The 25691-nt window shown below is 59.6% G+C and carries 22 protein-coding genes and 1 pseudogene; 3 read left to right on the forward strand and 20 right to left on the reverse strand.

The features are described 5' to 3' along the window. Window positions 1–6: 6 nt before the first annotated feature. From sufC to E4K65_RS13580, 12 genes are all read right to left on the reverse strand, one after another. A complete protein-coding gene (gene sufC, locus E4K65_RS13520) occupies window positions 7–759 on the reverse strand; it encodes a Fe-S cluster assembly ATPase SufC (RefSeq protein ID WP_135174547.1) in 753 nt (250 codons plus the stop codon). Between the two features lie 62 nt (window positions 760–821). After that, entirely contained in the window at window positions 822–2318 is a 1497-nt protein-coding gene (gene sufB / locus E4K65_RS13525) for a Fe-S cluster assembly protein SufB (RefSeq protein ID WP_135174548.1), read from the reverse strand. Between the two features lie 194 nt (window positions 2319–2512). Next, window positions 2513–2707, reverse strand: a complete 195-nt coding sequence (locus tag E4K65_RS13530; protein WP_035730311.1) for a 4Fe-4S binding protein — start codon at window positions 2705–2707, stop codon at window positions 2513–2515. Between the two features lie 745 nt (window positions 2708–3452). Next, window positions 3453–4565 (reverse strand): alanine dehydrogenase, encoded by a 1113-nt coding sequence (gene ald / locus E4K65_RS13535; RefSeq protein ID WP_135174549.1) that lies wholly within the window; start codon window positions 4563–4565, stop codon window positions 3453–3455. Between the two features lie 391 nt (window positions 4566–4956). After that, the gene (gene hypE / locus E4K65_RS13540; protein WP_135174550.1) at window positions 4957–6003 is read right to left on the reverse strand and encodes a hydrogenase expression/formation protein HypE; all 1047 of its coding nucleotides are present in this window, start codon (window positions 6001–6003) and stop codon (window positions 4957–4959) included. After that, window positions 6000–7142, reverse strand: a complete 1143-nt coding sequence (hypD, locus tag E4K65_RS13545) for a hydrogenase formation protein HypD (protein WP_135174551.1) — start codon at window positions 7140–7142, stop codon at window positions 6000–6002. Before hypD ends, hypE begins: the two co-directional genes overlap by 4 nt. Continuing rightward, window positions 7139–7372: a HypC/HybG/HupF family hydrogenase formation chaperone gene (locus E4K65_RS13550; protein WP_135174552.1), complete on the reverse strand. Its 234-nt coding sequence runs from the start codon at window positions 7370–7372 to the stop codon at window positions 7139–7141. The genes hypD and E4K65_RS13550 overlap by 4 nt, the downstream gene beginning before the upstream one ends. Window positions 7373–7374: 2 nt before the next feature. Then, entirely contained in the window at window positions 7375–9630 is a 2256-nt protein-coding gene (hypF, locus tag E4K65_RS13555; RefSeq protein WP_135174553.1) for a carbamoyltransferase HypF, read from the reverse strand. Then, on the reverse strand, window positions 9630–10583 hold the full coding sequence (gene hypB, locus E4K65_RS13560) for a hydrogenase nickel incorporation protein HypB (protein WP_235885624.1): 954 nt from the start codon (window positions 10581–10583) through the stop codon (window positions 9630–9632). The genes hypF and hypB overlap by 1 nt, the downstream gene beginning before the upstream one ends. Next, a complete protein-coding gene (gene hypA, locus E4K65_RS13565) occupies window positions 10583–10924 on the reverse strand; it encodes a hydrogenase maturation nickel metallochaperone HypA (protein WP_135174554.1) in 342 nt (113 codons plus the stop codon). The genes hypB and hypA overlap by 1 nt, the downstream gene beginning before the upstream one ends. Continuing rightward, entirely contained in the window at window positions 10917–12011 is a 1095-nt protein-coding gene (locus E4K65_RS47190) for a hypothetical protein (RefSeq protein ID WP_167770776.1), read from the reverse strand. The genes hypA and E4K65_RS47190 overlap by 8 nt, the downstream gene beginning before the upstream one ends. Window positions 12012–12108: 97 nt before the next feature. Beyond that, the gene (locus E4K65_RS13580) at window positions 12109–12972 is read right to left on the reverse strand and encodes a hydrogenase expression/formation protein (RefSeq protein WP_135174555.1); all 864 of its coding nucleotides are present in this window, start codon (window positions 12970–12972) and stop codon (window positions 12109–12111) included. Window positions 12973–13115: 143 nt separating this feature from the next. On the opposite strand from E4K65_RS13580, the gene E4K65_RS49490 reads away from it, so the two are divergent. Continuing rightward, complete coding sequence (locus E4K65_RS49490) at window positions 13116–13247, forward strand: hypothetical protein (RefSeq protein ID WP_283813827.1); 132 nt, start codon at window positions 13116–13118, stop codon at window positions 13245–13247. Between the two features lie 343 nt (window positions 13248–13590). Here E4K65_RS49490 and E4K65_RS13590 read toward each other — a convergent pair whose 3' ends face one another. The 8 genes and pseudogenes from E4K65_RS13590 to E4K65_RS13625 form a co-directional block, all read right to left on the reverse strand. After that, window positions 13591–13881 carry a HypC/HybG/HupF family hydrogenase formation chaperone gene (locus E4K65_RS13590; protein WP_135174557.1) on the reverse strand — a complete coding sequence of 97 codons (291 nt, stop codon included), beginning with the start codon at window positions 13879–13881 and terminating at the stop codon, window positions 13591–13593. 16 nt (window positions 13882–13897) lie between these two features. Next, entirely contained in the window at window positions 13898–14479 is a 582-nt protein-coding gene (locus tag E4K65_RS13595; protein WP_135174595.1) for a HyaD/HybD family hydrogenase maturation endopeptidase, read from the reverse strand. Window positions 14480–14491: 12 nt separating this feature from the next. Next, window positions 14492–15213 (reverse strand): annotated as a pseudogene (cybH, locus tag E4K65_RS13600) (Ni/Fe-hydrogenase, b-type cytochrome subunit); the annotation flags it as partial. Next, on the reverse strand, window positions 15203–16993 hold the full coding sequence (locus E4K65_RS13605; RefSeq protein ID WP_135174559.1) for a nickel-dependent hydrogenase large subunit: 1791 nt from the start codon (window positions 16991–16993) through the stop codon (window positions 15203–15205). The pseudogene cybH and the gene E4K65_RS13605, both read right to left, overlap by 11 nt. 18 nt (window positions 16994–17011) lie before the next feature. Beyond that, on the reverse strand, window positions 17012–18106 hold the full coding sequence (locus E4K65_RS13610; protein WP_135174560.1) for a hydrogenase small subunit: 1095 nt from the start codon (window positions 18104–18106) through the stop codon (window positions 17012–17014). 703 nt (window positions 18107–18809) lie between these two features. After that, window positions 18810–20003, reverse strand: coding sequence for a DUF418 domain-containing protein (locus E4K65_RS13615; RefSeq protein WP_235885625.1), 1194 nt, complete (start codon window positions 20001–20003; stop codon window positions 18810–18812). Window positions 20004–20784: 781 nt separating this feature from the next. Beyond that, complete coding sequence (locus tag E4K65_RS13620; protein WP_209312061.1) at window positions 20785–21066, reverse strand: hypothetical protein; 282 nt, start codon at window positions 21064–21066, stop codon at window positions 20785–20787. Window positions 21067–21127: 61 nt separating this feature from the next. Continuing rightward, window positions 21128–21817, reverse strand: a complete 690-nt coding sequence (locus tag E4K65_RS13625; protein WP_167770784.1) for a molybdate ABC transporter permease subunit — start codon at window positions 21815–21817, stop codon at window positions 21128–21130. A 1172-nt stretch (window positions 21818–22989) separates the two neighbouring features. Between E4K65_RS13625 and dctA the strand changes: the two genes are divergently transcribed. After that, window positions 22990–24297 carry a C4-dicarboxylate transporter DctA gene (gene dctA / locus E4K65_RS13630; protein WP_135174562.1) on the forward strand — a complete coding sequence of 436 codons (1308 nt, stop codon included), beginning with the start codon at window positions 22990–22992 and terminating at the stop codon, window positions 24295–24297. 874 nt (window positions 24298–25171) lie between these two features. Continuing rightward, a partial coding sequence (locus E4K65_RS13635; RefSeq protein WP_135174563.1) for a DUF4118 domain-containing protein occupies window positions 25172–25691 on the forward strand: 520 nt, incomplete at its 3' end.

Here is a 25691-nt window from a genome sequence, read left to right on the forward strand (position 1 = left end):
GAGCCGTCAGGCCGCGTCTTCGAATTGGCCGTAGCCACAAGCCTCGAGCTCCAGCGCGAGTTCCTTGTCGCCGCTCTTCACGATCCGCCCTTTAGACATCACGTGCACAACGTCCGGCACGATATGGTCGAGAAGCCGCCGATAGTGCGTGATCACGATCATCGCTCGTTCGGGCGAACGCAAGCCGTTGATGCCGCTGGCGACGATACGCAGCGCGTCGATGTCGAGGCCGGAATCGATCTCGTCAAGGATGCACAGACTCGGCTCGAACAATGCCATCTGCAAAATTTCGTTGCGCTTCTTCTCGCCGCCGGAGAAGCCGACATTAACGCCACGCTTGAGCATGTCCTGGCGAATGTTGAGTGAACCAGCCACCTCGCGGACTCTTTTCAGAAATTCGGGGGTGGAGAATTCCTGCTGGTCCCGCGCCTTGCGCTGGGCGTTCAGTGCCGCCCGCAGGAAGTTCATGGTGGTCACGCCGGCGATCTCGACCGGATACTGGAATGCCAGGAACACGCCCTTGGCGGCGCGCTCTTCGGGGGCCATCTCCAGGAGGTCCTCGCCCTTGAACAGGATCTGGCCGTCGGTGACTTCATAGCCGGGCTTGCCGGCGATGACGTGCGAGAGGGTCGACTTGCCGGAGCCGTTCGGCCCCATGATCGCGTGCACCTCGCCCGCATGGACGTTAAGATCGAGGCCGCGAATAACTTCGCGGTCTTCGACACCAACATGCAAATCTCGGATTTCGAGTAGCGCCATTCTAATCTGATCCCTGAAATGTCATCTGGCGAGCCGCATTCGGGGAGGCTCGGGTGGTTGGGTTATCCGACAGATCCGTCGAGCGAGATCGAGATTAGCTTCTGCGCTTCCACCGCGAATTCCATCGGCAGCTTTTGCAGAACTTGCTTGACGAAGCCGTTGACGACGAGTCCGACGGCCTCTTCCTGCGAAAGCCCGCGCTGGATGCAGTAGAACAGGACGTCCTCGGAGATCTTCGAGGTCGTCGCCTCATGCTCGAACGTCGCCGAGGAGTTCTTCGCCTCGATATACGGCACGGTGTGCGCGCCGCATTTGTCGCCGATCAACAGGGAATCGCAGGCGGTGAAGTTGCGCGCGCCGGTCGCTTTCCGGTGTGCGGTGACGAGACCGCGATAGGTGTTCTGCGACTTGCCCGCTGCGATGCCCTTGGAGATGATGCGGCTCGACGTGTTCTTGCCGAGATGGATCATCTTGGTGCCCGAATCGACCTGCTGGAAGCCGTTCGAGATCGCGATCGAGTAGAACTCGCCGCTCGAATTGTCGCCACGCAGGATGCAGCTCGGGTACTTCCAGGTGATCGCCGAGCCGGTTTCGACCTGGGTCCAGGAGATCTTGGAACGATCACCGCGGCAGTGGCCACGCTTGGTGACGAAGTTGTAGATGCCCCCCTTGCCTTCCGAATTGCCCGGATACCAGTTCTGCACTGTCGAATATTTTATCTCGGCATCATCGAGCGCGACCAGCTCGACCACGGCGGCGTGCAGCTGATTCTCGTCGCGCTGCGGCGCGGTGCAGCCCTCGAGATAGGAGACGTAGGAGCCCTTGTCCGCGATGATCAGCGTGCGCTCGAACTGGCCGGTGTTGCGCTCGTTGATGCGGAAATAGGTCGACAACTCCATCGGGCAGCGCACGCCGGGCGGCACGTAGACGAACGAGCCGTCGGAGAACACCGCCGAGTTCAGCGTCGCGTAGAAATTGTCCGAGGTCGGAACCACCGAGCCCAGATATTTCTGCACCAGCTCGGGATGCTCGCGGATCGCCCCCGAGATCGGCATGAAGATCACGCCGGCCCTCTTCAGCTCGGCCTTGAAGGTGGTTGCAACCGACACCGAATCGAACACCGCGTCGACCGCGATCTTGCGGTTCGGCGTCTGCTCGCCGCCGGGTGGCGGCTCAACGCCCTCGAGCGCCGCGACCTCGCGCAGCGGGATGCCGAGCTTGTCGTAGGTTTTCAGGATCTCCGGATCGATCTCGTCGAGCGAGGTCACCGTCTTCTTCGGCTTCGGCGCCGCGTAATAGTAGATGTCCTGGAAGTCGATCTTGGGATACTCGACACGCGCCCAGGTCGGCTCGGTCATGGTCAGCCAGCGCCGATAGGCCTCCAGCCGCCACTGGAGCATCCAGGCGGGCTCGTTCTTCTTCTGCGAGATGAATTTTACGATCTCTTCCGACAGCCCCTTCGGGGCCTTCTCGGACTCGATCAGGGTCTCAAACCCATATCGATACTGGTCGACGTCGATGCGCCGGACGCGCTCGACTGTCTCTTGTAAAGCTACCATTGCCCGCTCCACTGGGGCAACGACAACTCCCGCCGGCGGGGACTCCGCCGCAATCGATCCAAGCGGATCGCGCAAGTCGCCGGCAACTCGGGGCCAGCGAGTGAGAGAAACAGAAGACGAATCCGACGGACGGCCGCTGTCGATAGCGTCTTCATCATGTTTCGCGCAGGAGCTCCCCTCATCGACTACTCCACCTATGCCGGCACACAGGTATCTGGCACCGGGCAAACGACGGCGCATTGCGGCGCGTCAAAGTGCCCCTCACATTGGGTACACTGGGTCGGATTGATCACATATATATCGTTCTTCAGGCTGATCGCGGCATTGGGACATTCGAACTCACATGCACCGCACACAGTGCACTGGGATGCGATTATCTTGTAGGCCATCACTGCGATTCCATGAGCGAAAATTGCGGACAGTTTCTTGCTTTCAAGTCTTGTGCCAAACAGTTTAACTCGATTTTGTTTGAGCTATTTTTGATAACGCAAGTCGCCGCCTCGACACGGTGTCGCAAATCCTACAACGCGCATGACAGTAGCTTGAGCTCGATGCCGTGGTTTGCGCATGGTCCATCTCACGGCAGTCAGCGATCAGGTGAACCGCGTTCGCCAAACTCAGGGAACGATCTGCGATCCTTGCTAAGGCCGCCGCGCCGCGGCGATGATGGATGCGCCGCGCGACTTCAAAAAGTTCTCCGCCGGTGTGTCGGGTCGACCCCGAGCCGCCTCTTGATGGTTCCACTCACCGGTACAGCGGCGGCGCCGGCGACAGCACCACGGTAAATAACCCGCGCAGTCATCACCGGCCCGGTTGGCGTCTCCATAGCCAGTCAGATTGGCGGCGATCAAGCCAGACAAAGTCGCTCCGGTGATCGCGGGCCCCCACGGACGCATTTTCAATTGGCTCGGATTACCTGGCAAAACCGGCATTCATATGCGCTGTATGGGCGAAAGTACATTGTCTCGCATCGTGCGGGGACCAAAGCGAGGCGCTCGTCTGGCGATCCTTCGCTTCGCTCCACGTTCGAAATGCATGCCGGCGCCGGTCAGCAGATCGATAGAGCCAAAAAAAAGCCACCCCGGAGGAGGGTGGCCTAAGTCAGGGAGGAAATGCCCATAAGGGCCTCTGGGATCAGGCCGCAGCCTGTTCGATCGGTGAGAAGGGCAGCCCGAGGCTTTCGGCCGCCGCTTCGTAAGTTAGCCGGCCCCGATGGACGTTGAGGCCTGCGCGCAAATGCGGATTTTCGAGCACGGCGGTAAAGCCCTTGTTGGCCAGAGCCAAACCAAACGGCAGCGTCGCGTTATTCAGTGCCTGGCTCGAGGTCAGCGGCACGGCCCCGGGCATATTGGCCACGCAATAATGAATGATGCCATCCACTTCGTAAGTAGGATCAGCGTGAGTGGTTGGGTGCGATGTCTCAAAGCAGCCGCCCTGATCGATAGCGACGTCCACGAGCACCGCCCTCTTGCGCATCGAGCTCAGCATGCTCCGGCGGACCAGCTTCGGCGCGCTCGCACCTGGAACGAGCACCGCACCAATCACCACATCCGCTGCAAATACCTCTTCCTCCACAGAATCGATAGTCGAAAACCTGGTGCGAGCGCGTCCTTCGAATAGCTCGTCCAACTCGCGGAGCCGGACTATCGAACGGTCGATGATGGTCACCTCTGCGCCCAGACCAACCGCCATGCGTGCCGCGTGCGTACCAACGACGCCACCTCCGATCACCGCGATTCGGGCAGGCTGAACACCGGGCACTCCACCGATCAACAGCCCTCGTCCGCCTGCACTCCGCTTCAGGGCGCTGCCCGCCGCTTCGATCGCAAGCCTACCCGCGACCTCGCTCATCGGCGCCAGCAACGGAAGACCACCATGCGGATCAGTTACGGTCTCGTAGGCGATCGCAGTGCATCCAGATTTCAGGAGGCCCTTGGCCTGATCCGGGTCGGGGGCCAGATGCAGATAAGTGAACAGGATCTGATTTTCCCGCAGCTGACACCACTCGGAGGGCTGAGGTTCCTTAACCTTTACGATCATCTCGCTCGATGCGAATACCTCAGCTGCGGAAGTTAGAATCGTTCCGCCAACAATGCGATAATCGTCATCGGTTGCACCAATGCCAGCGCCGGCATTGGTCTCGATCATCACGCGGTGGCCCGCTGCCACGTATTCGCGGACAGCTCCCGGGGTAAGGCCCACGCGATATTCGTGCACCTTGATTTCCTTGGGGACTCCGACCTTCATTTGAAAACTCCTGCCTGAAGCGCCTTTCTAATCGGAAGCGAGCGGCGATGTTGCGACGCAGCCGTCAAAATGGCGCAGAAATTCAACGATATTTGACAAGCTTCGCAGGATTTCAAACCCACGGGGGCCGAGCGGATCGTGTGACCATGCTCGCTGAGCAACCGTCGAAACTGCGCGATGGCCATGAATCGTTTCGAATTGCGTTCTCGGCTCGTGGAAAAACTAACAACCGATATTCAGCACGCCCAAAGAGCAAACTCGCAGTCTGCCGGTGGGCAGATTGCCCATAGAAGGGATGGTTTCCAGAGCTGATGGGTGATGGGTGATGGGTGATGGCTCACGACCATTGATCATAAACTTGGTTTCCAAAAGCTGGACGATGCGCAGCGTGTCAACAGATCCGAGGCAATTGTTCGCCCCACAACCAGTCGACGATTCGTCGACCGCCGAAACCGGTCGCCATCTGCACAAATTTCCGATTGTCAGCCACCGCTTCGCCAATATCAGCTGCATCGGACCCGAGCGGGTGTGCCTTCATGGCTGCAAGCACGGCATCAGCCAAATCAGGCGCGACGATCGCAACGAGCTTGCCTTCATTGGCGACATGGATGGGATCCAGTCCAAGGAGTTCGCAGGTAGCCGCAACCGCCGGCTTCACCGGAATGGATGCTTCATGCAGACGGAACCCGAGCTCGGATTGATGCGCAATCTCGTTGAGGGTCGCGGCAAGCCCACCCCGCGTGGGGTCGCGCATCACCCGGATGCCGCTACCGCCGGCGGCAACCATGACCGCCACGAGGTTATGCAACGCTGCGGAATCCGAGCCGACCTCGGTTTGAAAAGCGAGGTTCTGACGTTTTGACATGATCGCCACCCCATGATCGCCGAGGCTCCCGGACACCAGCACACGGTCCCCCACCCTTGCCTTGTCGGCGGAGAGATCGAGCCCATCGGCCACAATCCCGATCCCGGTTGTAGAGATGAACAGACCATCCGCCTTGCCGCGCTCAACAACCTTGGTGTCTCCGGTAATGATGTGAACGCCGGCACTGCGCGCTGCCGAGCCCATCGAATCCGCGATCACCTTCAGATCAGAAAACGGGAAGCCCTCCTCGATGATAAAACTGGCCGACAGATAGAGAGGACGCGCGCCGGACATCGCGACGTCATTGATGGTGCCGTGCACAGCCAGTGACCCGATATTGCCGCCGGGAAAGAACAGCGGCGAGACCACATAGCCGTCGGTCGTCATCACCATTCTGCCTGCCGTAACGTCAAACGCCGACTGATCATTGTAGCGGGCGAGCCATTCATTACCAAAGGCTTGGTGAAAAAGGCCGGAGATCAGCTGTGCCATGGCACGGCCCCCGGATCCGTGGGAAAGATCAACGCGTCCGTTCTCGAGGTCGAGCTTGCGCTGATAGCCCTTTACACTCATGACGTCTGCCTCAACGGTTCATCGCGAACTCGGCCATAGGTCCAATACGCCGCGCAAGCACCTTCCGACGATACCATGCAGGACCCTATGGGAGTTTCCGGCGTGCAGACGGTTCCAAACAGCTTACAATCGACTGGCCGCTTGGCGCCACGCAGAATCGCGCAGCACTCGCAGGCTGGATTGTCTGCGACACGCAAGTCGTGGATCGCAAAACGCGTCTCAGCGTCGAATTGCGCGTAAGCCGGTTTCAGCTTCAGTCCGCTGTTGGGTACGAGTCCGAGCCCACGCCATTCAAACTGCGCACGCAGTTCGAATATCTGCGATACCTCATCTTTGGCACGCCGATTGCCTTCACGCGTCACCACGCGACTGTACTGGTTCTCCACCTGGTAGCGATCTTCGTTCACCTGTCGCACCAGCATCAGGATAGCCTGCAACACATCGAGCGGCTCGAATCCCGCGATCACGATCGGCTTGCCAAATTGTTCTGCCAGGGGCTCGTAAGGCTGCGTACCAATAATGGTGCTGACATGTGCAGGCCCGATGAAGCCGTTAATTGGAACCCCGCCGGTGTCGCGGATTTTGGGGTTCTCGAGAATGCTGTGCATCGCAGAGGGTGTAAGCACGTGGTTGCAGAACACGCTGAGGCCCTTCAGCCGCTTCTTCTCGGCAATTCGGATCATCACCGCCGTCGGCGGCGTCGTAGTCTCAAATCCGATGGCAAAGAAGACCACCTCGCGGCTCGGTGCCTGTTCGGCGAGCCTGATAGCATCGAGCGTCGAGTAGACCATCCGAATGTCGGCGCCGAGCGCTTTAGCTCGCAACAGGGACTGTCCTTGAGACCCAGGCGCGCGCATCAGGTCGCCGTACACGCACAGAGTGACCTCTGGTCGGTCGACAAGCCGGATCGCCATATCGATTCGACTGGCGGGCAGAACGCAGACCGGACAACCGGGCCCGTGGATCATGCGGACGTTCGCGGGCAGCAGATCCTCCAGGCCATAACGGGAGATCGCATGAGTGTGCCCGCCGCAGAACTCCATGAACCGATAGGCCCTTTGCGAACTAACCTCGGCGCCAATCGCACGCGCAATTCCTTGAGCGATGGCCTTGTTGCGAAATTCGTCGGCATATTTCATGATTGGCGTTCCCCTGCGCTGCCTAGCTCCTGCAGCAGCTCCAGCGTGCGCTCGGCTTCCACCGGATCGATCTTGGCCAACGCATAGCCCACATGGACAAGGACGCAATCACCGACCTCGAGCTCGTCGACGAGAGCAATCGATATCTCCAGGCTGATGCCGTCGATGGACACTATGGCCATGTCGTTGGGAAGAATTTTTGCAATCTTTGCCGGAACCGAAAGACACATAGTCAGGCTGATCCTCCCCTGGCGGACGACTGTTGAGCTATCTGCAGAGCGGCAATCCAGGCCTGGCCAAGGCTCAAACCGCCATCATTGGGCGGCACCCGCCGTGGCACGAGCGGGGTAAGGCCGGCAGCGCTGCAACCGCGCGGGATTTCATCCGCCAGCGCCGCGTTCAGGAAGCAGCCACCGCTCAGAACGACCGTGTTAACGCCAGTTGTCCGCGCAGACCGCGCGACCCAGTCAACGCAGGCGGCGGCGAAAGTGCCATGAAACAGGCCGGCTCCGCCCACCGCGTCAATGTCATCTGCAATCAACCGCGCAAACAGCGGGCGAAGCGACAGCACGCCACCATCGATCGTCCAGCCGGCTTCGAGAATCGCAGTCCGCCGCACCAGCGCCTCGAGCTTCATCGCCGCTTCGCCCTCATAGCTCTGCAAACTCGCAATCCCCAGCAGCGCCGCTGCGGCGTCGAACAATCGGCCCGCACTGGTCGTGGTGGCCCCGCCCGGCTGTTCGAGCAACGCCAACACACATCCAGCCTGCCGTTGTGCCGCGAAGCGCAGCCCGATTTCGTCACCCCGACCGAGTCCGTGTAATACTGCGCTGGCCATCCGCCACGGCTCGCGGACTGCACGATCTCCACCGGGCATTTGCAGGGGCGCTAAGTGCCCGATGCGTTGGCACCCCGCCCCTTCGCACAACAATAGCTCGCCACCCCAGTTACCGCCCTCGGAGCCAAGGCCATGGCCATCCAGCACCAGGGCAAGCGCAGGTCCCGCATGACCATGCTCGGCGATCACTGCGGCAGCGTGTGCGTGGTGATGCTGGACAGCGACCAGCGCGCGGCCATTGGCTTCCGCAAACCGGGTAGAAGCCATATCAGGATGCAGATCATGGGCCATGGCGACAGGCTCTACATCAAGGCTCGATGTAAGGTGTCGGATCGTCTCCTCGAACGCGCGGATGCCCTCGGCCGTATCCAGATCGCCAATATGCTGGGAGACGAACGCTTGGTTGTCCCGCGTGATGGTGACGGTCGATTTCAGTGCGCCGCCGACGGCGAGCACGGACGGCACCGACTTCGCAAGCCTGATCGGTTCGGGAACATAGCCACGGGCACGACGAATGAATCGCGGCCGGCCAGCGACCACCGACACCACGGAGTCATCGGCACGCGCCACTATATCGCGATCATGAGTCACGATAAGGTCGGAGATCCCCTTGAGCCGCCGCAGCGCCTGCGCGTTGTCGATCAGGAGCGGTTCGCCGCAAAGGTTCGCACTGGTGGCGACGATGACCGGGCCGGTCCGCACACATGCTCCTGCCGAGCGAAGCGCATGAAAGATGAGGTGATGCAGCGGCGCTACAGGCAGCATGACACCCACGCGTGATAAGCCAGGAGCTATGGCGGGCGCCAAATTGTTACACGAAGACAGAAGGACGATGGGACGTGCTACGGATTCGAGCAGCGCAAGCTCGGGCGCGTTCGCCTCCGCGATGTCGCTGACGCGCTCTATGGAATCGACCATAACCGCGAACGGCTTCTGAAGGCGCTGCTTTCTCCTGCGCAAACGCTGCACGGCATCCTGGTTACGCGCGTCGCAAAGAAGCTGGTATCCTCCGAGCCCCTTGATCGCCACGATTTGTCCCCCCGCGATTGCCGCGGCAATGGCGCTGATCCCATGGCTGAGCCGAGGCCCGCATGCCGGACACGCGATCGCCTCCGCATGGAACCTGCGGCTCGCCGGATCGGCATATTCGGCCGCGCAGGCGGCGCACAGCCTAAAAGCCCGCATCACGGTGTTCCGGCGGTCGTACGGAAGCCGTTCGGCGATGGTGTACCGTGGGCCGCAATGGCAGCAACTGATGAAGGGGTAAAGGTAATGCCGACTTTCTGGATCGAACAGCTCGCTGAGGCATTGCTGGCAGGCAGCAGCATCAGCGACGATCTGGGTTGACAATTTGCCGGCTTCGCTCGTGCCGATCGAAAATTCTTTCGCCTCGAGCGCCGCCGTCTCCCGAACGCAGATGTGGTCGATGCGTGCCAATGGAGGTGCCTCGAGCGGCAACGTTGCTACAAAGTCCGACGCACGGTCGCCCTCGACCTCGATCGTAACGCCCTCGGGGCCATTGATGACAAACCCGGCCAATCCGTAGCGCACGGCGAGTCTATAGACGTAAGGACGAAAGCCGACCCCTTGCACGGCCCCAGTCACGCGCACGCGCAGCCGCGTTCGGTCGCAGGTGGTTGCGGCGCTCATCACCTTATGTCCTCTACGGCGCGCCTTTGATGCCATGCGCGTCTATCGATCCAGGCGTATAGCGCGCCAAGACCCTCGCCCGTACGAGCCGAAACTAAAAGCACCTCGATGTTTGGATTGACTCGTCTGGCGTATTCGATCGTCTTGCCGAAATCGAACTCAAGCAGCGGGGCCAGATCAATCTTGTTGATCACCATGAGCGAAGAAGCGGCAAACATATCAGGATATTTGAGCGGCTTGTCTTCACCTTCGGTAATGGATAGCAGTACGATCTTGCAGGCCTCGCCAAGATCGAAGGCTGCGGGACAAATCAGATTACCGACGTTCTCGATGAAGAGAATACCACCCGTGAGCGGCGGCAACCGGCGATAAGCATCGCCAATCATCGCAGCGTCGAGATGGCAACCCTTGCCGGTGTTAACTTGAATGGCTGGCACGCCGGCGGCCCGAATGCGTTCGGCGTCGTGCGAGGTCTGCTGATCGCCCTCGATAACCCCAACCGGCCGGGTGCGCTTGAGCTCAGACGCCGCGCGGACGAGTAGCGTCGTTTTACCTGCACCGGGACTGGACAAAAGATTAAATACAAGCAGGTCATTGGCGAGAAAGAGTGCGCGGTTGTGCGCCGCAATCCCATTATTCTTGCCAAGAATATCGCGCTCGATCTGAATGACGCGCTCTCTGCTCATGCCCGCGACCTTCGAGCCAGCCGGCCCGGCGCCGCTCAGAAGCGCCTGCCCACCATGAGCCTGGTGATGGACAGAGCGAGGATTGCGACTATGACTATCGCCAGCATGGTTCGAACGCTGCGGCCCTTGGTCGTCATGCGGAAGGGCACAATGGCGATCGCAATCGCCCTGCATATGGGCATCGTATCCCTCAGGGCGCTCCACATCGTGCGCCTTGGCGCGTTTGGTCGACGGCGTTCCTTCGGTGCAGCCGCAAACGGTACACATCACTCGATCTCCAGCTCTTTCACGCGCATCTGTTCGCCCGCGGTTACCTGCAACTGATAGCTGCCGCAGCAAGGACAGCATTCACCGCGTCGCGCAATCTCGACGCTCTTCGAACAGCTCATGCACCAGGCAACGCCTGGCAGTTCGACGATATTAAGGACTGCCCCCTCGGCGGCCGTCCTCGTTGCAACGACAGCAAAGCAGAACCTGAGCGCTTCAGGCGCGGCATGGGTCAGCGCTCCCATTTCTAGACAGACGCTCCGCACCCGCGAGAACGATCGCCGACGTACCTCCTCCTCGACGATTTGAATGATGCCGAGACAAATCGCCATTTCATGCATCGCCAACTTCGCAAAAATTGAGAGTGAACCCGACGCACGGATCGAGCGATGCAATCACCGCATCGACTGCATCCCGACGTCGTCCAGCCGTCAGCACCGCGCCCTGCAGGCTGCGGACAAGCGGTCCGCACGGGTGGAAGTTCCACTCCGTCGGCGCAAGGAATTCGAATCGGGATATCCGGCCTTGAGGATCGAGCTCAACCGCGTGGTAGAGACGCCCCCTGGCGCATTCGACCGCGGCCGCCGCACGGCCGGGCCCTAACTTGTATCTTTCGATAATCCCGTGCTCTGCCGAGTCAATCTGAGCACCGGCCTTGAGCCAGGCACATAATCGGAGGGTTTCAGCAATTCTGGCCCTCAGCCGCTCGGCCGCACCGGAGGGGCTGGGCGAGAGCCGATCACGCGTCATTTGGCGCGCCCATGGACCCGTCTCGGGCACATGTCCGTCAAGATCCGGACAATAGCAAAACCTCGCGCCATCCACGAGCAGCCGCTTAATGATGTTGAGGTCGTCAGCAACGGACAGGAACGAGTGCTGCGCCGGAATTGGCTTGACGCCGATCTCATCGAGCGCTGCAATGCGAAGCGCCAATGGGCTACCGGACCTCGCCGCGCCCCCCTCATTCGACATGCCGAGCGCGTTCAGCACAGCCACGATCCGCGCTGTTGCTTCGCATTGAGCGGAGCCCCCGGGTGAGTGCGCGCTGCTGAGAAGCGCTGTCATTTCCCGCATCAGGGAGCGGATTTCCGCCGCACTGGCTATGTCTTGCGCAAGATGTCCGACAAACAGGCCCCGTAGCAAATCCGCGATGCGCTCGATAACGAGAAGCGCAATACGACACTGTTTCGTTGTGCGAGTGATCACTTCGTCGCGCGCCGTCTCGACCGCGGACAGCAGTGCAGTTTGCTGTGCAGCGGCACACAATGCGAAGAGCCGCGGCAGCACCTTGAGCAGCGACGAGGCTTGTTTGCCAGCGAATAGCCGTGCCAGCGGCGGCCGGACTCGCGGAAGGATCTCGATCGCGGCGACTACGTCGGAAGCTAGCGATACGGTGACATCGATTTTGTTGCCGGCAGCGAACCTCATGCGCACCCCACCAACATCCTGCGCGACGTATGCCGGCGGTCGCTGCGCCCGCACCGTCTACGGGAACCCACCGGACGGCGAACGTTCTCCAAGTTCTTCATGTGAAGTACGCCTCAATAATTTCCTGTATGCGCGCGGCAGAGTCCTGGAAATCCTCGTCGGCAGCCAACGCAACAATCGGCACGCCGCCGACCTCCAGCATATCAAGGATGATATTGTCCGTAGAATTGAAGAACTGCACCGACCAGACGTTCCTGATCCCGGTCGCCTGCACTCGGCACGTGCTGTAGCCGCGGAAGATGAGTTGGACCGGACCATTGCCCAGGCTTTGCTGCAGGAATGCCAGGTCGATAACGCTCATCGGCAGCAAGGTGAGATTGATGACATGCGCGCGCATGCCAAAGCGCCAGACGCGGGCCCGCTCGCGTATTTCGGCGAGCACCGGTTGCACGTTCATCGCGCCGTCCGGCGCCGCGCCGATCGCAAGGTCGGCGGACGTCAGGTCAGTTGCGGCGCGCCGGACAATCTGCGGGATCGCTCCGACCTCAAGATATTCGCGCGCCGGCTCGCTTCCGATGCGCACGCGCCAAATTCCTGCAAGCACGGACTCACGGATTTGCGCCAAAGAGCCATCTGGCAGCGCAACCACCCCAGCGACCTCACCTGCTCCGAGCACTTCGCCTATCAGCTTGCGCTCGGGATCGCTGAGATTCGCGAGTCCGTACAGTTGTGTCCGAGCGCCGCTCTTCTGGCTGCCAACGGCAGCGGCGGCATTTGATAATAGCGCGGTGGCATTCGGATAGGTCCTTGCAAGCTCGTCGCCGTCGCGCCAAGCGCGCTTGGCGAGCGCACTCGCACTCGTTAACCCGTTGTAGAATACATCGAGACTTCCAGAGCCGATGGCAAGGTCATTCGCCGCCCCGTCGGCGGCGTCGGATACAACGCGGATCGCTGTTTTCATAATGCGATGTTCCGTTGGCCGTATCGAGAGGCAATGCACTTGCCGACACAAGCGCTGCCGGCGTGTGGCCGAACCATCGGTACGGAAATGCGATCGATCGCGACGAAACGGACCGGTCTCCTGCCGATCAGGAGGAGTGTACCGTGCCGTTGGCAGAGGATCGGCGCCGGCGGGCCTCGCAGGCCGAGCCACTCAACCAGTTCGCGACCTACACCGCACGCAGGCACTGCACCTTGCCTGCGCCGCCGAAGCGTCTTGACCATCTCAGGAAGTAAGAGTGCGACTTGGATGATCCGGAGCAAATATGGAGGATCGGCGGCCCGCAGCGGCATCACGGCCGCCCTCACGGGAGGGTTCGCGACCAGGCGCGCATCGACGCTGACGCCCTCCACGTTCAGCGGAGCGGGTCGCGCCAGACCATGCTGCGTCGGCTGCAACTTCATCACACGCCTTCCTGTTAATGTTCGGTTCTGCTAGCAGGGTATTAGCAAGGCGTATGCCAATCACCGTCTGGCCGCGAATCGCACTCGAACCAGCGGATGGAAGCGCCTGACATTTCGCTGCAAAGGTACGTGCGACTGGGATACGATTTGTGAGCAAAACCGGCGAGCGGAACTTCTAGCGCAGGTGCTCCGGCAATTGCGGCTGATGACCGATCAAGTCCGCAAAGAAGCGATCGCAGTCCTGGCCGTTGAGGCTGGCCTCAAGCCCGTCAAGTGCATCCGAGATCAGCCTTGCTTCATTTTCGTCTAAAAGCCGCACCGCGCTGTCGATATGAACGAGCACCTTGGCGCCGACCGAGGCGTCGGAGAGCAGCACGACCGAGACGCGCCGCTGTTCATTGCGATACTCGCACAGCGCCGTGATGCCGTCGGTCTGGACAATGGTCATTGGCAAGCCAAGGCACATGGTCAGTCGCGGGCCGCTAAATCGGCTGCGCCCCCATCTCATAGTTTGCATGGTCGATATTGTTCGCTAACAGCCGTTCTGATGCAGGCAGCGGCGCGGTCCGCGGTTTTGCCGGCGAGTCCCACTGCTCCAGGAGTTTGCAAGCCAGTTCAATCGCAGGCGCAATCTGAACGCGTACCGGGACGGTCAGCGGACCGCCCCAATGCTCTAGGTCCAGTGGCTGACAGCCGATGAGAGCGAGCTCTCGCGGGCGCCGGCCAAGCAGGTCGACCGCACTCAAGACCTCCTGAAAGCCGGTCTGATGCAGGCTCACCTTCCTGGTGGCGGTAAATTTTGGCACTTCGTCATCTCGCACCAGCTTCAACTGCCCGGGTAGAAATCCATAGTCGATGGCATCGAACACGATCAGGCAATCGGCCTGCTCCAGAAAACTGATGAGATAGAGCCCCTGTGTGCCGCCATCGAGGACGGTTACGTTGTCATCGATCGCGTAGCGGCGGTGAAACTCCTCGACCACTCGCACGCCGAATCCCTCATCGGCCCACAGGATATTGCCGATGCCGAGCACCAGGATCCTTTTCTTGTTTTCCGGATGCATCCGCTTCCCAGTCAATCGCGAAATCCGCGAACCCGATATCATAGAAGAGGTGCTCCGGCGCTACATGAGTCTTCGCGGATCGCCGCGTAGATGTGGACCAGCGCAAAAGTCACGATCACCCACAGGCCGAGATGATGCCCGGTATGCACGTCCTGGCTGTTCGGCCAAATTGAAAATACCCAACCAAACAGCTTGTACTGCCAGCTGTCAGTACCGGCACCTTGCCCATAAAGTGCAAAGCCCGTGACGACCAAGAACGTCATCGTCTGCGTAAACATGAAGAACATTGCTAACTGAGCAAGACGGTTGTGCCCGAGCCGCCTCTCGGGCTCAACTGTAAGGAACGCGTACCAGCGAATCTCGTGGTACACCTCGCGCCAAAAGCGCCTGCGCCAGAGCGGCAACCAAAAGATCTGCATCGCATGCGCGTTTCCGATTAACGCCCAGTAGATCCGCAAAAGAAAGCCGATACTCAGCACATATCCCGTCGAGAAATGAGCAAAGCGGATATAGCCGAACAGGAAATTGCCGCTTGCCTCTCCCGACATCGCGGGTGTACCGGTTCCTATGACATAGCCGGTTAAACTTAGCACCAGAATGGCCGCCGCATTAACCCAATGCCACAGTCGCACCGGCGCGTAGGCAGTGCCAGCGCCGATGCTCCGTTCAGCGGGTTCCGCATCGACGCTGGCAAGGAGCTTCCGGGCTCTATCCAGCACGTCGCTAACGAACATTGACCGAGGCCATTTCCTGGCCGTCGGGACTCATCACGTGGGTCGAGCAAGCCAAGCACGGATCAAAGGAATGGATCGTGCGCAAGATCTCCAGGGGCCGCTGCGGATCGGCCATCGGGGTGCCGATCAGGGAGGCTTCAAAAGCGCCAACATTGCCCTTGGGATCGCGAGGAGATCCGTTCCACGTCGTCGGCACAACACATTGATAATTGTCGATCTTGGCGCCCTTGATCTTGATCCAGTGCCCAAGTGCACCGCGTGGGGCCTCACTGAACCCGTAGCCCTTGGCCTCCTTGTGCCAGCTTTCCGGCTTCCACCTGCTGACATCGGCAGTTGCCGTATTGCCTGCCTTGATGTGGATTACCAGCTTATCCTGGAAATAACGCATCTGATGCGCCGCCCACTGGCATTCGAGCGCCCGCGCAGCAGTACGGCCAAGCGTCGAGAACAGCGCAGTCAGCGGAAGATTGAGCCCCTTGAGTAGTCTCTCGGCCGGCTCCTTGAACTCGGCTTTGCCTTGCGCATAACCGATGATGTATCGCGCCAACGGCCCGACCTCCACGGCGTGGCCGCGCCAGCGCGGCGCTTTGATCCAGGAATACTTGCCGCCTTCGTCGAGTTCCTTGATATCTGTCTTGCTGCCTCTGAGTTTTGGCCCAAGTTCAAAATGCGGCTCGGTGATACCGTCCCAGGGATGCAGTCCACAGCAATCGCTGGGGTATTTATACCATGAATGCGCGACGAATTCCTGGATCTGCTCGGGATCTCCATGGTCGATCGGCAGTATCTCATTCAGATTGCCACCAAGAATGACCCCGCGCGGCAGCTTGAAACTTTTGGCGGAATAGTCATTTGCGTTTTCGGGGATGTCGCCATAGGACATCACGCTCTTGCTCGAAAGTCCGCCGCCATGGAGCCAGTCCTTATAGAACGAGCAGATCGCGGCAATGTCGGGCAGGTAGACCTGCTCGACAAACTCGATCGAACGGTCGATGATCGAGGAGACGATGTTCAGTCGCTCCATATTGATCGCACCCACCGCACCAGTTCCGTCGATGTTGATCGGGCAGGGCACGCCGCCGACCAGCCAGTTCGGATGCGGGTTCTTGCCACCATAGATAGCTTGGATCTTGACGATCTCCTTCTGGAAGTCCAGCGCTTCCAGATAATGCGCTACAGCCATCAGGTTCGCTTCCGGTGGCAGCTTGTAGGCCGGATGCCCCCAATAGCCATTCTTGAACGGACCGAGCTGCCCTGATCCGAAGAATTTGGTGAGCCGGATCTGCAAATCCCTAAAGTAGCCAGGGGACGACAGCGGCCAGGGCGAGATAGACTGCGCGAGCGCCGAGGTCGACTTGGGATCGGCCTTGAGCGCGGAGACCACGTCGACCCAATCCAGCGCGTGCAGGTGATAGAAATGTACGAGGTGATCATGCACGAGCAGGCACAGCTGCATGATGTTGCGGATCGAATTGGCATTCTCCGGAATCGCAATTCCTAGTGCATTTTCAACCGCGCGCACGGAGGTGAGCGCATGGGTGCCGGTGCAGACCCCACAAATCCGCTCGGTGAATGCCCAGGCGTCGCGCGGATCGCGTCCGCGCAGGATGACTTCGATGCCACGCCACATCGTCCCGCTTGAGACCGCATTGCGGATCACATTGTCCGAATCGAGATTGGCTTCGACACGCAGGTGGCCTTCGATCCGCGTCAGCGGGTCAATGACGATTCGCCTGCCTGAACGATCGAGATTGAACCCATTCGGTGTCTGGACGGCCAACGTCGCCCCCTCCTCAACTCAGTTTGCTTTTGGGGCTGCGCGATCCGACTTGTGGGTCAATCGCTTCACGGCGGTGACCGCCGCATGGGCAGCGACGGTTAGCCCAACTACGCCGGCAGCGGCCATGCCGATTTGGTCGGCGTTCTCCTCGATGCCGAACTGCTTGATCGTTGCGAGACGGTCGTAAAAAGACCCTTTATCCCAGAAGCCGTCTTCGGAGCAGCCGAAGCAGCCGTGCCCGGATTGAATCGGAAATGAGACGCCGCCGTTCCACCGAATGGCCGAACAGGCATTGTAGGTGGTTGGCCCCTTGCAGCCCATCTTGTACAGACAATAGCCCTTCCGCGCGTTCTTATCGTCCCACTCTTCGACGAATTGGCCAGCGTCGAAATGGGAACGGCGATAGCACTTGTCGTGAATGCGCTCGGAATAGAACATACTTGGACACCCTCGGCGATCGAGCTCCGGAAGCTTTCCGAACGTCGTGATGAAAGTCACGAGGCCACTCATGACCTCTGCGATAGGCGGGCACCCGGGCACCTTAATGATCGGCTTGTTGGTGATCACCTTATCGATCGGCGCCGCGCCAGTCGGATTGGGCTTGGCCGCTTGCACGCATCCCCACGACGCACACGTGCCCCAAGCGATGATCGCCATGGCCTCTTCCGCCATGGACCTGAGCTTTTCAACGAACGGCTTGCCGCCGTCAATGCAGAACATGCCACCCTCGTTCAGCGGTGGATTGCCTTCGACGGCGAGCACATACCTGCCCTTGTACTTGGCACGAGTTTCCTCCAGGATGGCTTCGGCTTGGTGTCCTGCCGCCGCCATGATCGTATCGTCATAGTCGAGCGAAATCATCGAGAGCAGCGCGTCCTTGATCAAGGGATGGGCCGAGCGGATAAAGCTTTCCGAGCAGCAGGTACACTCGAGCCCGTGCAGCCAGATGACGGGCACACGTGGTTTGGTCTCCAAGGCGTTGGCAATACTGCTTGCGGCGAGCGGATCAAGTCCCAAGCTCGCGGCAGTCAAACTGCAGAATTTGTGGAAACTACGACGCGTCATACCTTGGCGTCTGATCACGCTGTAGAACGTTTCCGTTGGACCACCCATAAAGCCTTCCGTGTGAGTTGTTGTCGGCCGTAACGAATTCCTGACGTTCAGCAAGAAACAAGCCAGCGAAGCGAAACACTTGACAGATACCAAGCCACCGCTTCGGCACTGCGGACTGTCGAAAGCAGCCAGCGAGCCACAGGCTGCGCCATTGATCTTTCATGCAAACGGTGTCTGGTTTTGGACGTTCATGTGAGCACCTCTACAGAGCAGCAATATAGTTCATCACTGCATGGCGACTACCTCATGCTCGCTTTTGCACGACCGCGACACTCACGCGTCTGCCGGTTCTTGAATAGAATTGGTGTTGCTGACGGGCACCGGACTGCCCTCCAGTCTTCATCAGACTTGCCGATTGCTGACCAATGGGGCGTAATGCGCGATCGTCTTTGAGCGTCTCGACACCAAACCCGCCTGCAAGAGCTTCTTCGTAATAGCGGAGGCGATCTCGTTGTTGCAGCACTAGCGCGAGCGGCTGACGCAGACAGCAGGTGACGGCGCCGACTTTCAGTCGACGTCGATGGGTAGTAAACAGTGTCTGCCTAGGCCGTGTGCTCTTAAGCGACTGGCCGCCTGATGTCCGTCCCCCCAACCGGGGGAAAAGCGGACATCTCCCGAGGTCGCCAAAGGGCCAAAACCAGCCGTACCCGCTTGGGCGGCTTCTTCTTGAAGCAGAACGCAGCTTGCGTATCGGGACCCCGCATCAAACCGCTTTGGTCGCGCGCATGATGGCTAAGTTGACCGTTGCTCGCATCGGCTGCGGTACCCCGTACATGCACGAGCGCCAGAGCCACTCGACAGGACCGAACCGATAGCGGCGCAGCCACCAAGCGCTGAACACCACCTGCGCGACATACACGAAAATACCGATCGCCAGTGTCGCGGCCACGCCAAGGCGAGCAAATTGGCCTAGACCATAGCCGTAGAAGATCCAGCCGCAGATCACAGATTGCGCCAGATAGTTGGTGAACGCCATGCGGCCAAGCGGCGCGGCCCAGCCTAGTATTCTCCGCCCGCCCGGGAGGTTCACAGCGGCGATGACTGCGGCGGCATAACCCAGCGCCAACACGAGCACCCCCAGCTCTTCCACCGGAAAGCGCGCGCGACCGAGCGACGGCCAATCGAAGAGCTCTTGTCGTGCTGCCGCGAGACTCAATCCACCGCCGAGAAGAATGCCAAAGGTTGCGAGGACGAGCAGCAGGCGCCGGTTCGCCGAGGCCCGACGCAAAACTCCGCTGCGCCACGCGAGGGCGCCGACGAGGAACAGCGCGACAGTGCGCGGAAAGCCCATGACGTGCAGCGGAAAGATCGCCGGCACCTCGCGGATCCGGAACGCGAGCACATCGAGAAATCCGCCCGTGCCGTACACACGCGTCGCCTCCGTGGCAAGAGCGGCCATCTCGGCTGCACCTGGCAGCGGCACGATCGGCGGTAACAGCGGCATGGTCACGTAGAGCCCCAGGAGCAGCAGGGCTGCACCTGCCATGAGCCACCGCGCGCCGCCGAGGAAGGGCAGGACCACGAAGCCCGCCAACGCGTATTCGACGAGAATGTCCCCGTTCCAGATGAAATAGAGATGCACCAGGCCAATAACCAGCAACACCAGCAGCCTGCGCACGAGCAAGATCATCCGCCGCGCATTGCCGGCAAGCCGCTCGAATTGGATCGCAAGGCCGACGCCGAACAACAGCGAGAACAGCGAAAACGCCTTCAACTCGACCACAACCGTCAGCACAGCCGCCACGGCCCGGTCGAGCGGCACCGCCGGCTCCGCGTTCGGTAAGAACGGCGCGAAGATGGAGATCCGAAATATGGTCACGATGTTCATCGCGAGCACGCCGAACAGGGCCACGCCCCGCAGCACGTCAATCGCTTCGAGCCGCTCCGACGGGCTCATAGGCTTTCTTGGCCCGTCACTCGCCGGCGCGGGTGGCGAGCCTATGCTTCCGCCGGTCATTGCAGGACTCCCCCCATTTGCGATGGAGAGAATTAGAATGCCGCCTCGTGCCGCGTCAAACTACCAGAATTGGGCAAAGTCTCACATGGCGCTCGACGTGAGTTCGGGGTTTTGTCGGTTCAAGCCGACGTGGTCCGGATGGGACCGCGAAGGTCCGGTTGAGGTCAAGGCTCCCGTCCGCAGCCAGCATGCCCTTGGTCGGGGCATCTCTCGGAAGAGGACATCGCCCCGCTCGAGGCCAGATGTTTCGTAGGCCAACTTGGTAACGCCTCCGAAGTCGTGCGCAAGAAGTATCTCGATCATGTGACTGCCGAAACCCTCCTGGTCGGCTCGGTGACGATTGGGCCGCCGCTTTCCCGCCAAGAGAAGCAGAACTCCTCCCCGTCGAAAGCCTAAGATAGGAACATAGCCTTCATCCCAGGAAAGGACCCCATGCTTCACCGCGTTCGTCGCGAGCTCGTGGATCGCCATCAGAAGGGACAGAGCCTGCTTGGACTCCAGCTCCACTGCTGGACCAGACAACCTTAATCGCTCGGTGTTCGAATGGTACGGTGCGAGGAGGCCCTCCACTACCATTCGGATGAAAGCTCGCGGCGCAATTGAGTTGATTAGCAGATCTTACGTTTGCCGCGTCATCCCGATTACGACCACCAGGTTGTTTTGATGCGATGAACAAGCTCGCCCATCAATAACTTCTGTCTCCGTTCGAGCTCCTGGATCATCACATCCCGTGAAGCCGCATCGACTTTCCTTTTGCAAGACGAGTTGCCTGTGCACCTTCGTCATGAATCAGCTTGTCGTCCATGGCGATTGCAACCACCGCACCCGGCACGCGTTTACTCGCGATTTCGCGAGCGGAGAACTCGTCGAGCTTGGCGAGGCGCTGCTGAGAAACGCCGACGTCATGGGCCGTCGCTCCGGGCAGAGGCGCGGAGTGCACTGAATTGAAGCCGATTCCAACAGCCCCGCGGCCATAACAAGCTTGTTCATTGTAGCCTCGCAAGGATTGATGGATCCGGCTTGCAATACTGCCGCTCGTGATCGGATATGTCCAGCCGGCTAACCTAAGACGGTTCGGTTCCTCTCCTGGCACAGTGTCTGTCGATGAGGGTTAAGGTGAAAATTGCCGCAAAGGCGAACATCACCATACCGCCGGCAACTACACTCGCCTCGCGCCAGCGCGATGCTTGGACGTACTCTACGACGTAGGCTGACAAAACCTTGGTGCGCCCAGGAATGTTGCCGCCGATCATCATCACGACGCCGAATGTGCCGATCGTATGAGAAAAGCCAACCACAGCGGCTTTAACAAACTCCAATCGCGCCAGCGGCCCCCTGATCGTAATGAAGGCGTACAGCGACGAAACGCGCCCCGTAGTTTCCAACTGGCGATCTCCCATCCCAACAAAGGCGTTACGGATCGGCTGCACCACCAACGGCAGCGCCGAGAGGACCGATCCGATCACGATTCCCGCGAAAGTAAAAGCGAGCGTGCGCTCGCCCCACAAAGAGGCGAGAACGCCACCCGGTCCGTCTGGGCCGAGCAACACGAGTAAGCAAAAGCCGAGAGCCGTCGGCGGCAGCACCAGCGGCAGGGCGATCATCATCGTCACCGCCTCACTCAAAAGAGTCTTTGAGCGCGATAGCCACAAAGCGAGGGGCACGCTAATCACGAGGAGAATCACGGTCGTTACGCTGGCTAGCTCAATCGTGAGCGCAACAGATTGCGCAATCTCTGCCGAAAAGACATCCATGTGCGTCAACCCAAAGCTGAAAGCAGGTCGTTTTACGGGTTCAGTGATCGCCTGCACGTCCGACTCGCGCAGCTACGTGGCGCGGATCGCCTTTTAGTCGCGTCGCACTTCATGGCGGCCGCCACATTCACGCGCGTCGTTTCCACGAGCAAGAGCAGCGTCGCAAGTCTCATCGGCAACTCCTGTGAGAGGGCCGCTTCCATCCATCTGACGGCGGCACCTCCTCGTTTAAAATCAGCAATTCCTGTGCCGCGTGCGAACTGCGGGGCCGCCATGCGCAACATGGGAGAAATTCGCATAGACGTCGAGGTCGCGGTGGCGTGGACCTAACGCTATGTCAGATTTCTGGCATCTCTGTTGCCGAGCAGACAGCGACGGCCGCGCAACGAAACGGCAGAATTTGACGCTGCCAGAGATGCCTATGTGGTTTGTTGGTGGCTCAAACGCCGCACTCGCCGGGCCGGTAATGGAACGGATCCATGAAGCCTGCCCTTTGGCAGCAACGCGAATAATCTAGCGAGTAATCATCGTGACGCTGCTTCTGCGACGCGGCAAAAGGCGCTGAGGGGCCGAGAGCTAAGGCAGCCTATCGACCAATCTGCCTAATGCGCATCTTCGCACATGCCTGGAGACAAATGCCCCGTGCACGAACAAGCTTTGCCGCTAGCGACGAGCAGTGCATCGTTTCAAGATTATTGCCCCGCGCAATCGAGCTCGCAAACCAGGCTTCCATCGCGTGGATGAGTACAATCCAAACTATCAATTTTACCAATGTCATCCACTGTTGCATCCATCAGCAGTTAGCGCAGATCGATCACGCTCGGGCTTCCATCCCGAGACGGAACTCCACTAATGCGCTCAACCGATCAAGTTACACGTCTCGCCGCAACTTTTTGTTCGACTTTGCGAACGCGGGCCGAGCACTCAAACGGATACCACCGGAGACAGACGGCTTGCCCGAGACCGCTCAATTGGGCGCACTTTGGGCAACTGGTGCATATCTTGCTTAACGAGAAAGGATAACGCAACTAAACGCCTGCCTTTTGGAACGACGCACCGGCTCTCGGAACCGTCTTCAATCGGACAAGGCTAAAATGATGAGCCTCGTATGACGCTGTCGCCTCTCAATGACGCGGCGGCTCGCATTCGAGTATATTTGGGAATGAAGCGTCATGACCACCATGGCAACTGCGGCGCCCGCACGCGCGTCGCAAGCTTGGTATAAGATTCTCTACGTGCAGGTGCTGATCGCAATCTTGATTGGCGCCATGGTCGGCTGTCTATGGCCGTCTGTCGCGACAAACGACTGGGTCAAGGCGCTCGGTGACGGGTTTATCAAGCTCATCAAGATGGTCATCGCGCCGATTATTTTCTGCACCGTCACATCTGGTATTGCGCATATTCAGGATGCGAAGAAAGTCGGGCGCGTCGGCATCAAGGCGCTTGTCTATTTCGAGATCGTCTCCAGCTTTGCCTTGGTGTTGGGCCTTCTTATGGGCAATCTGGTCCAAATCGGTCATGGCCTTGCGGTCAAGCCGGATGCTGGTGCGGTCGCCAATTACGTCAAGCAGGCGGAAGCCTCGAAGACCGTCGATTTCTTTCTCAACATCATTCCGGATACCGTTGTCGGCGCCTTCGCCCGGGGCGATGTTCTGCAGGTTCTCCTGTTCGCGATCCTATTCGGCTTTTCACTGATGGCGTTAGGAAACCGTGGGGAGCGACTGCGAGGCATGATTGACGACGTCGCGAACGCGGTGTTCGGCGTCATCGCTATCATCATGAAAGCGGCTCCGATCGGCGCCTTCGCGGCCATGGCCTTCACGATCGGCAAGTTCGGGCCGGCAGCACTCGGCAATTTGATCGGTCTGATCGCGCTGTTTTACGCGACGGCGGCATTATTTGTCGTGGTGGTGCTCGGTTTGATCGCGCGCCTCGTCGGCTTTTCAATCTTCAAGTTCATTGTGTATATCAAGGACGAGATTCTGATCGTGCTCGGCACATCGTCCTCTGAAAGCGCGCTGCCGCAATTGATGGAGAAGCTCGAACGGTTGGGCTGCTCCAAGCCCGTGGTCGGCCTGGTGGTGCCAACTGGCTACTCCTTCAACCTCGACGGCACCAATATCTATATGACACTTGCGACATTGTTCATTGCCCAGGCACTCGGGGTCGATCTCACCTTTGGCCAGCAGCTCACGATCCTGCTCGTGGCAATGCTAACGTCGAAGGGAGCAAGCGGCGTCACCGGCGCGGGCTTCATCACGCTCGCTGCGACGTTGTCGGTGGTCAACCCAGCGCTGGTGCCGGGCATGGCAATCGTATTTTCGATCGACAAGTTCATGAGCGAGGTGCGCGCCCTTACTAACATCACCGGCAATGGCATCGCCGCCGTGTTCGTATCCTGGTGGGAGGACGAGCTCGAGCACGCGACGCTGCAAGCTCGGCTCAACCAGCCCAACGTTTCCATTACCGACACACGATGAGATAGGTCCCGGATCCTAGTCGCCGCCATTCAAAGACGCGTTGAATGCAAGCGCAGCGACATTTCTCGTAGTTCGAATCGAGACAGCCGACTTGACGAGCCGGAACTTTCACGCGCGATCGCCGGTGCGCAGCCCGCCTCGCCCCCCGGGCAGCCGCCCTGAAAAGATGCCCGCCGAGCAAAAGAGTCGGTACCAGTCATTTTCAAGCGCGTCTTTCACCGTCAAGCTTCCGGCCATCTGCACGCTTCTGCGACATTTGCCGTGCCAGATAACAGGACTGCGACAGATCGTGTCCGGCCTGACAAACTAGTTGTTGCTCCGCCTACAATCGCGCTCGATTCCGGCCAACGCCCCGGAGACAAGCCTCCGCACCGAGGCGTGATGGCCCTAGGACATACAAAGCAGTCGTAACTTCGCCTTCGTATCTCGGCACATGACCATTGCGCTTTCTTCCGCATGACCGATCGTACCGGCGAGATGAGTGGTTCGGCAGCTTGTCTTTGTTCTTTCCGGGTTCGGCGAGGCGCCCTGATTGTTCCGGCTCAACGTCTTGACTGAACTGCAGCCGCTGTCCTCCTGCGGCTGGCGTAAGGGAGTTATCCTCGGCTGCAGCCTCGAGCGCCTGTCCGGATTATCGGCAACGTAGGAAAGCAGGCACCTGAGCATCGATTGCAGGCGTGTCACCGCGCCATATTGAAAGGTTTAGGACAACTATACGTACGTCTGTGATGCAATTTTTCTCTGCGCGTGCTCAGTTCATTACCAAGCAATCGAGCGGAACCGCTCACCAGCGGGTGCCGGTGCTGAGTATTGCCTTATTTTTGCCTAAAATGTTATAGCTCCCCCGCCGGAGAAAAGGCCGGACGGTATCAGAATGCGTAGCCCGATCAGCAGTTTAGAACGTTCAGCCCCTCAGTTTACTTTCGGCAGCATAGCGCTGGCCGTGGTAACACTGGCTGGCTTGTACCTTCACGCCCATTTCGCCGCGACGGCGTTCGCCTATTTGTTGGTGGTATTGCTGTTTTCGTTGATGGGCAGCTTCATCGCGTCGTCCACGCTTTGCATCATAGCCATCGCTGCTCTCGCTTACTACTTTGCGCCGCCGGCGTTCAGCCTGCGTATCGATGACCCCCAAGATCTGCCGGTGGTTGTTGCATTCTTTATTGCCTCGATTGTGGGAGCGCACCTGATCGGAAAGCTCCGCCAGGAAAGAGAGGCTGCGCGTGTCGTTGCGGCCAAGCTTCAGCAGAGTGCGGCCGATTTGGAGGATCGCGAAAAACGCTGGCGCGCCATCTTCGAGCACAATCCGGCCATGTACTTCATGGTCGATGAAGCCGGCATTGTCCTCAACGTCAATACGCTCGGCGCGACACAACTAGGCTATCCTCGTACTG

It is taken from the genome of Bradyrhizobium niftali (assembly GCF_004571025.1).
GTDB lineage: Bacteria > Pseudomonadota > Alphaproteobacteria > Rhizobiales > Xanthobacteraceae > Bradyrhizobium > Bradyrhizobium niftali.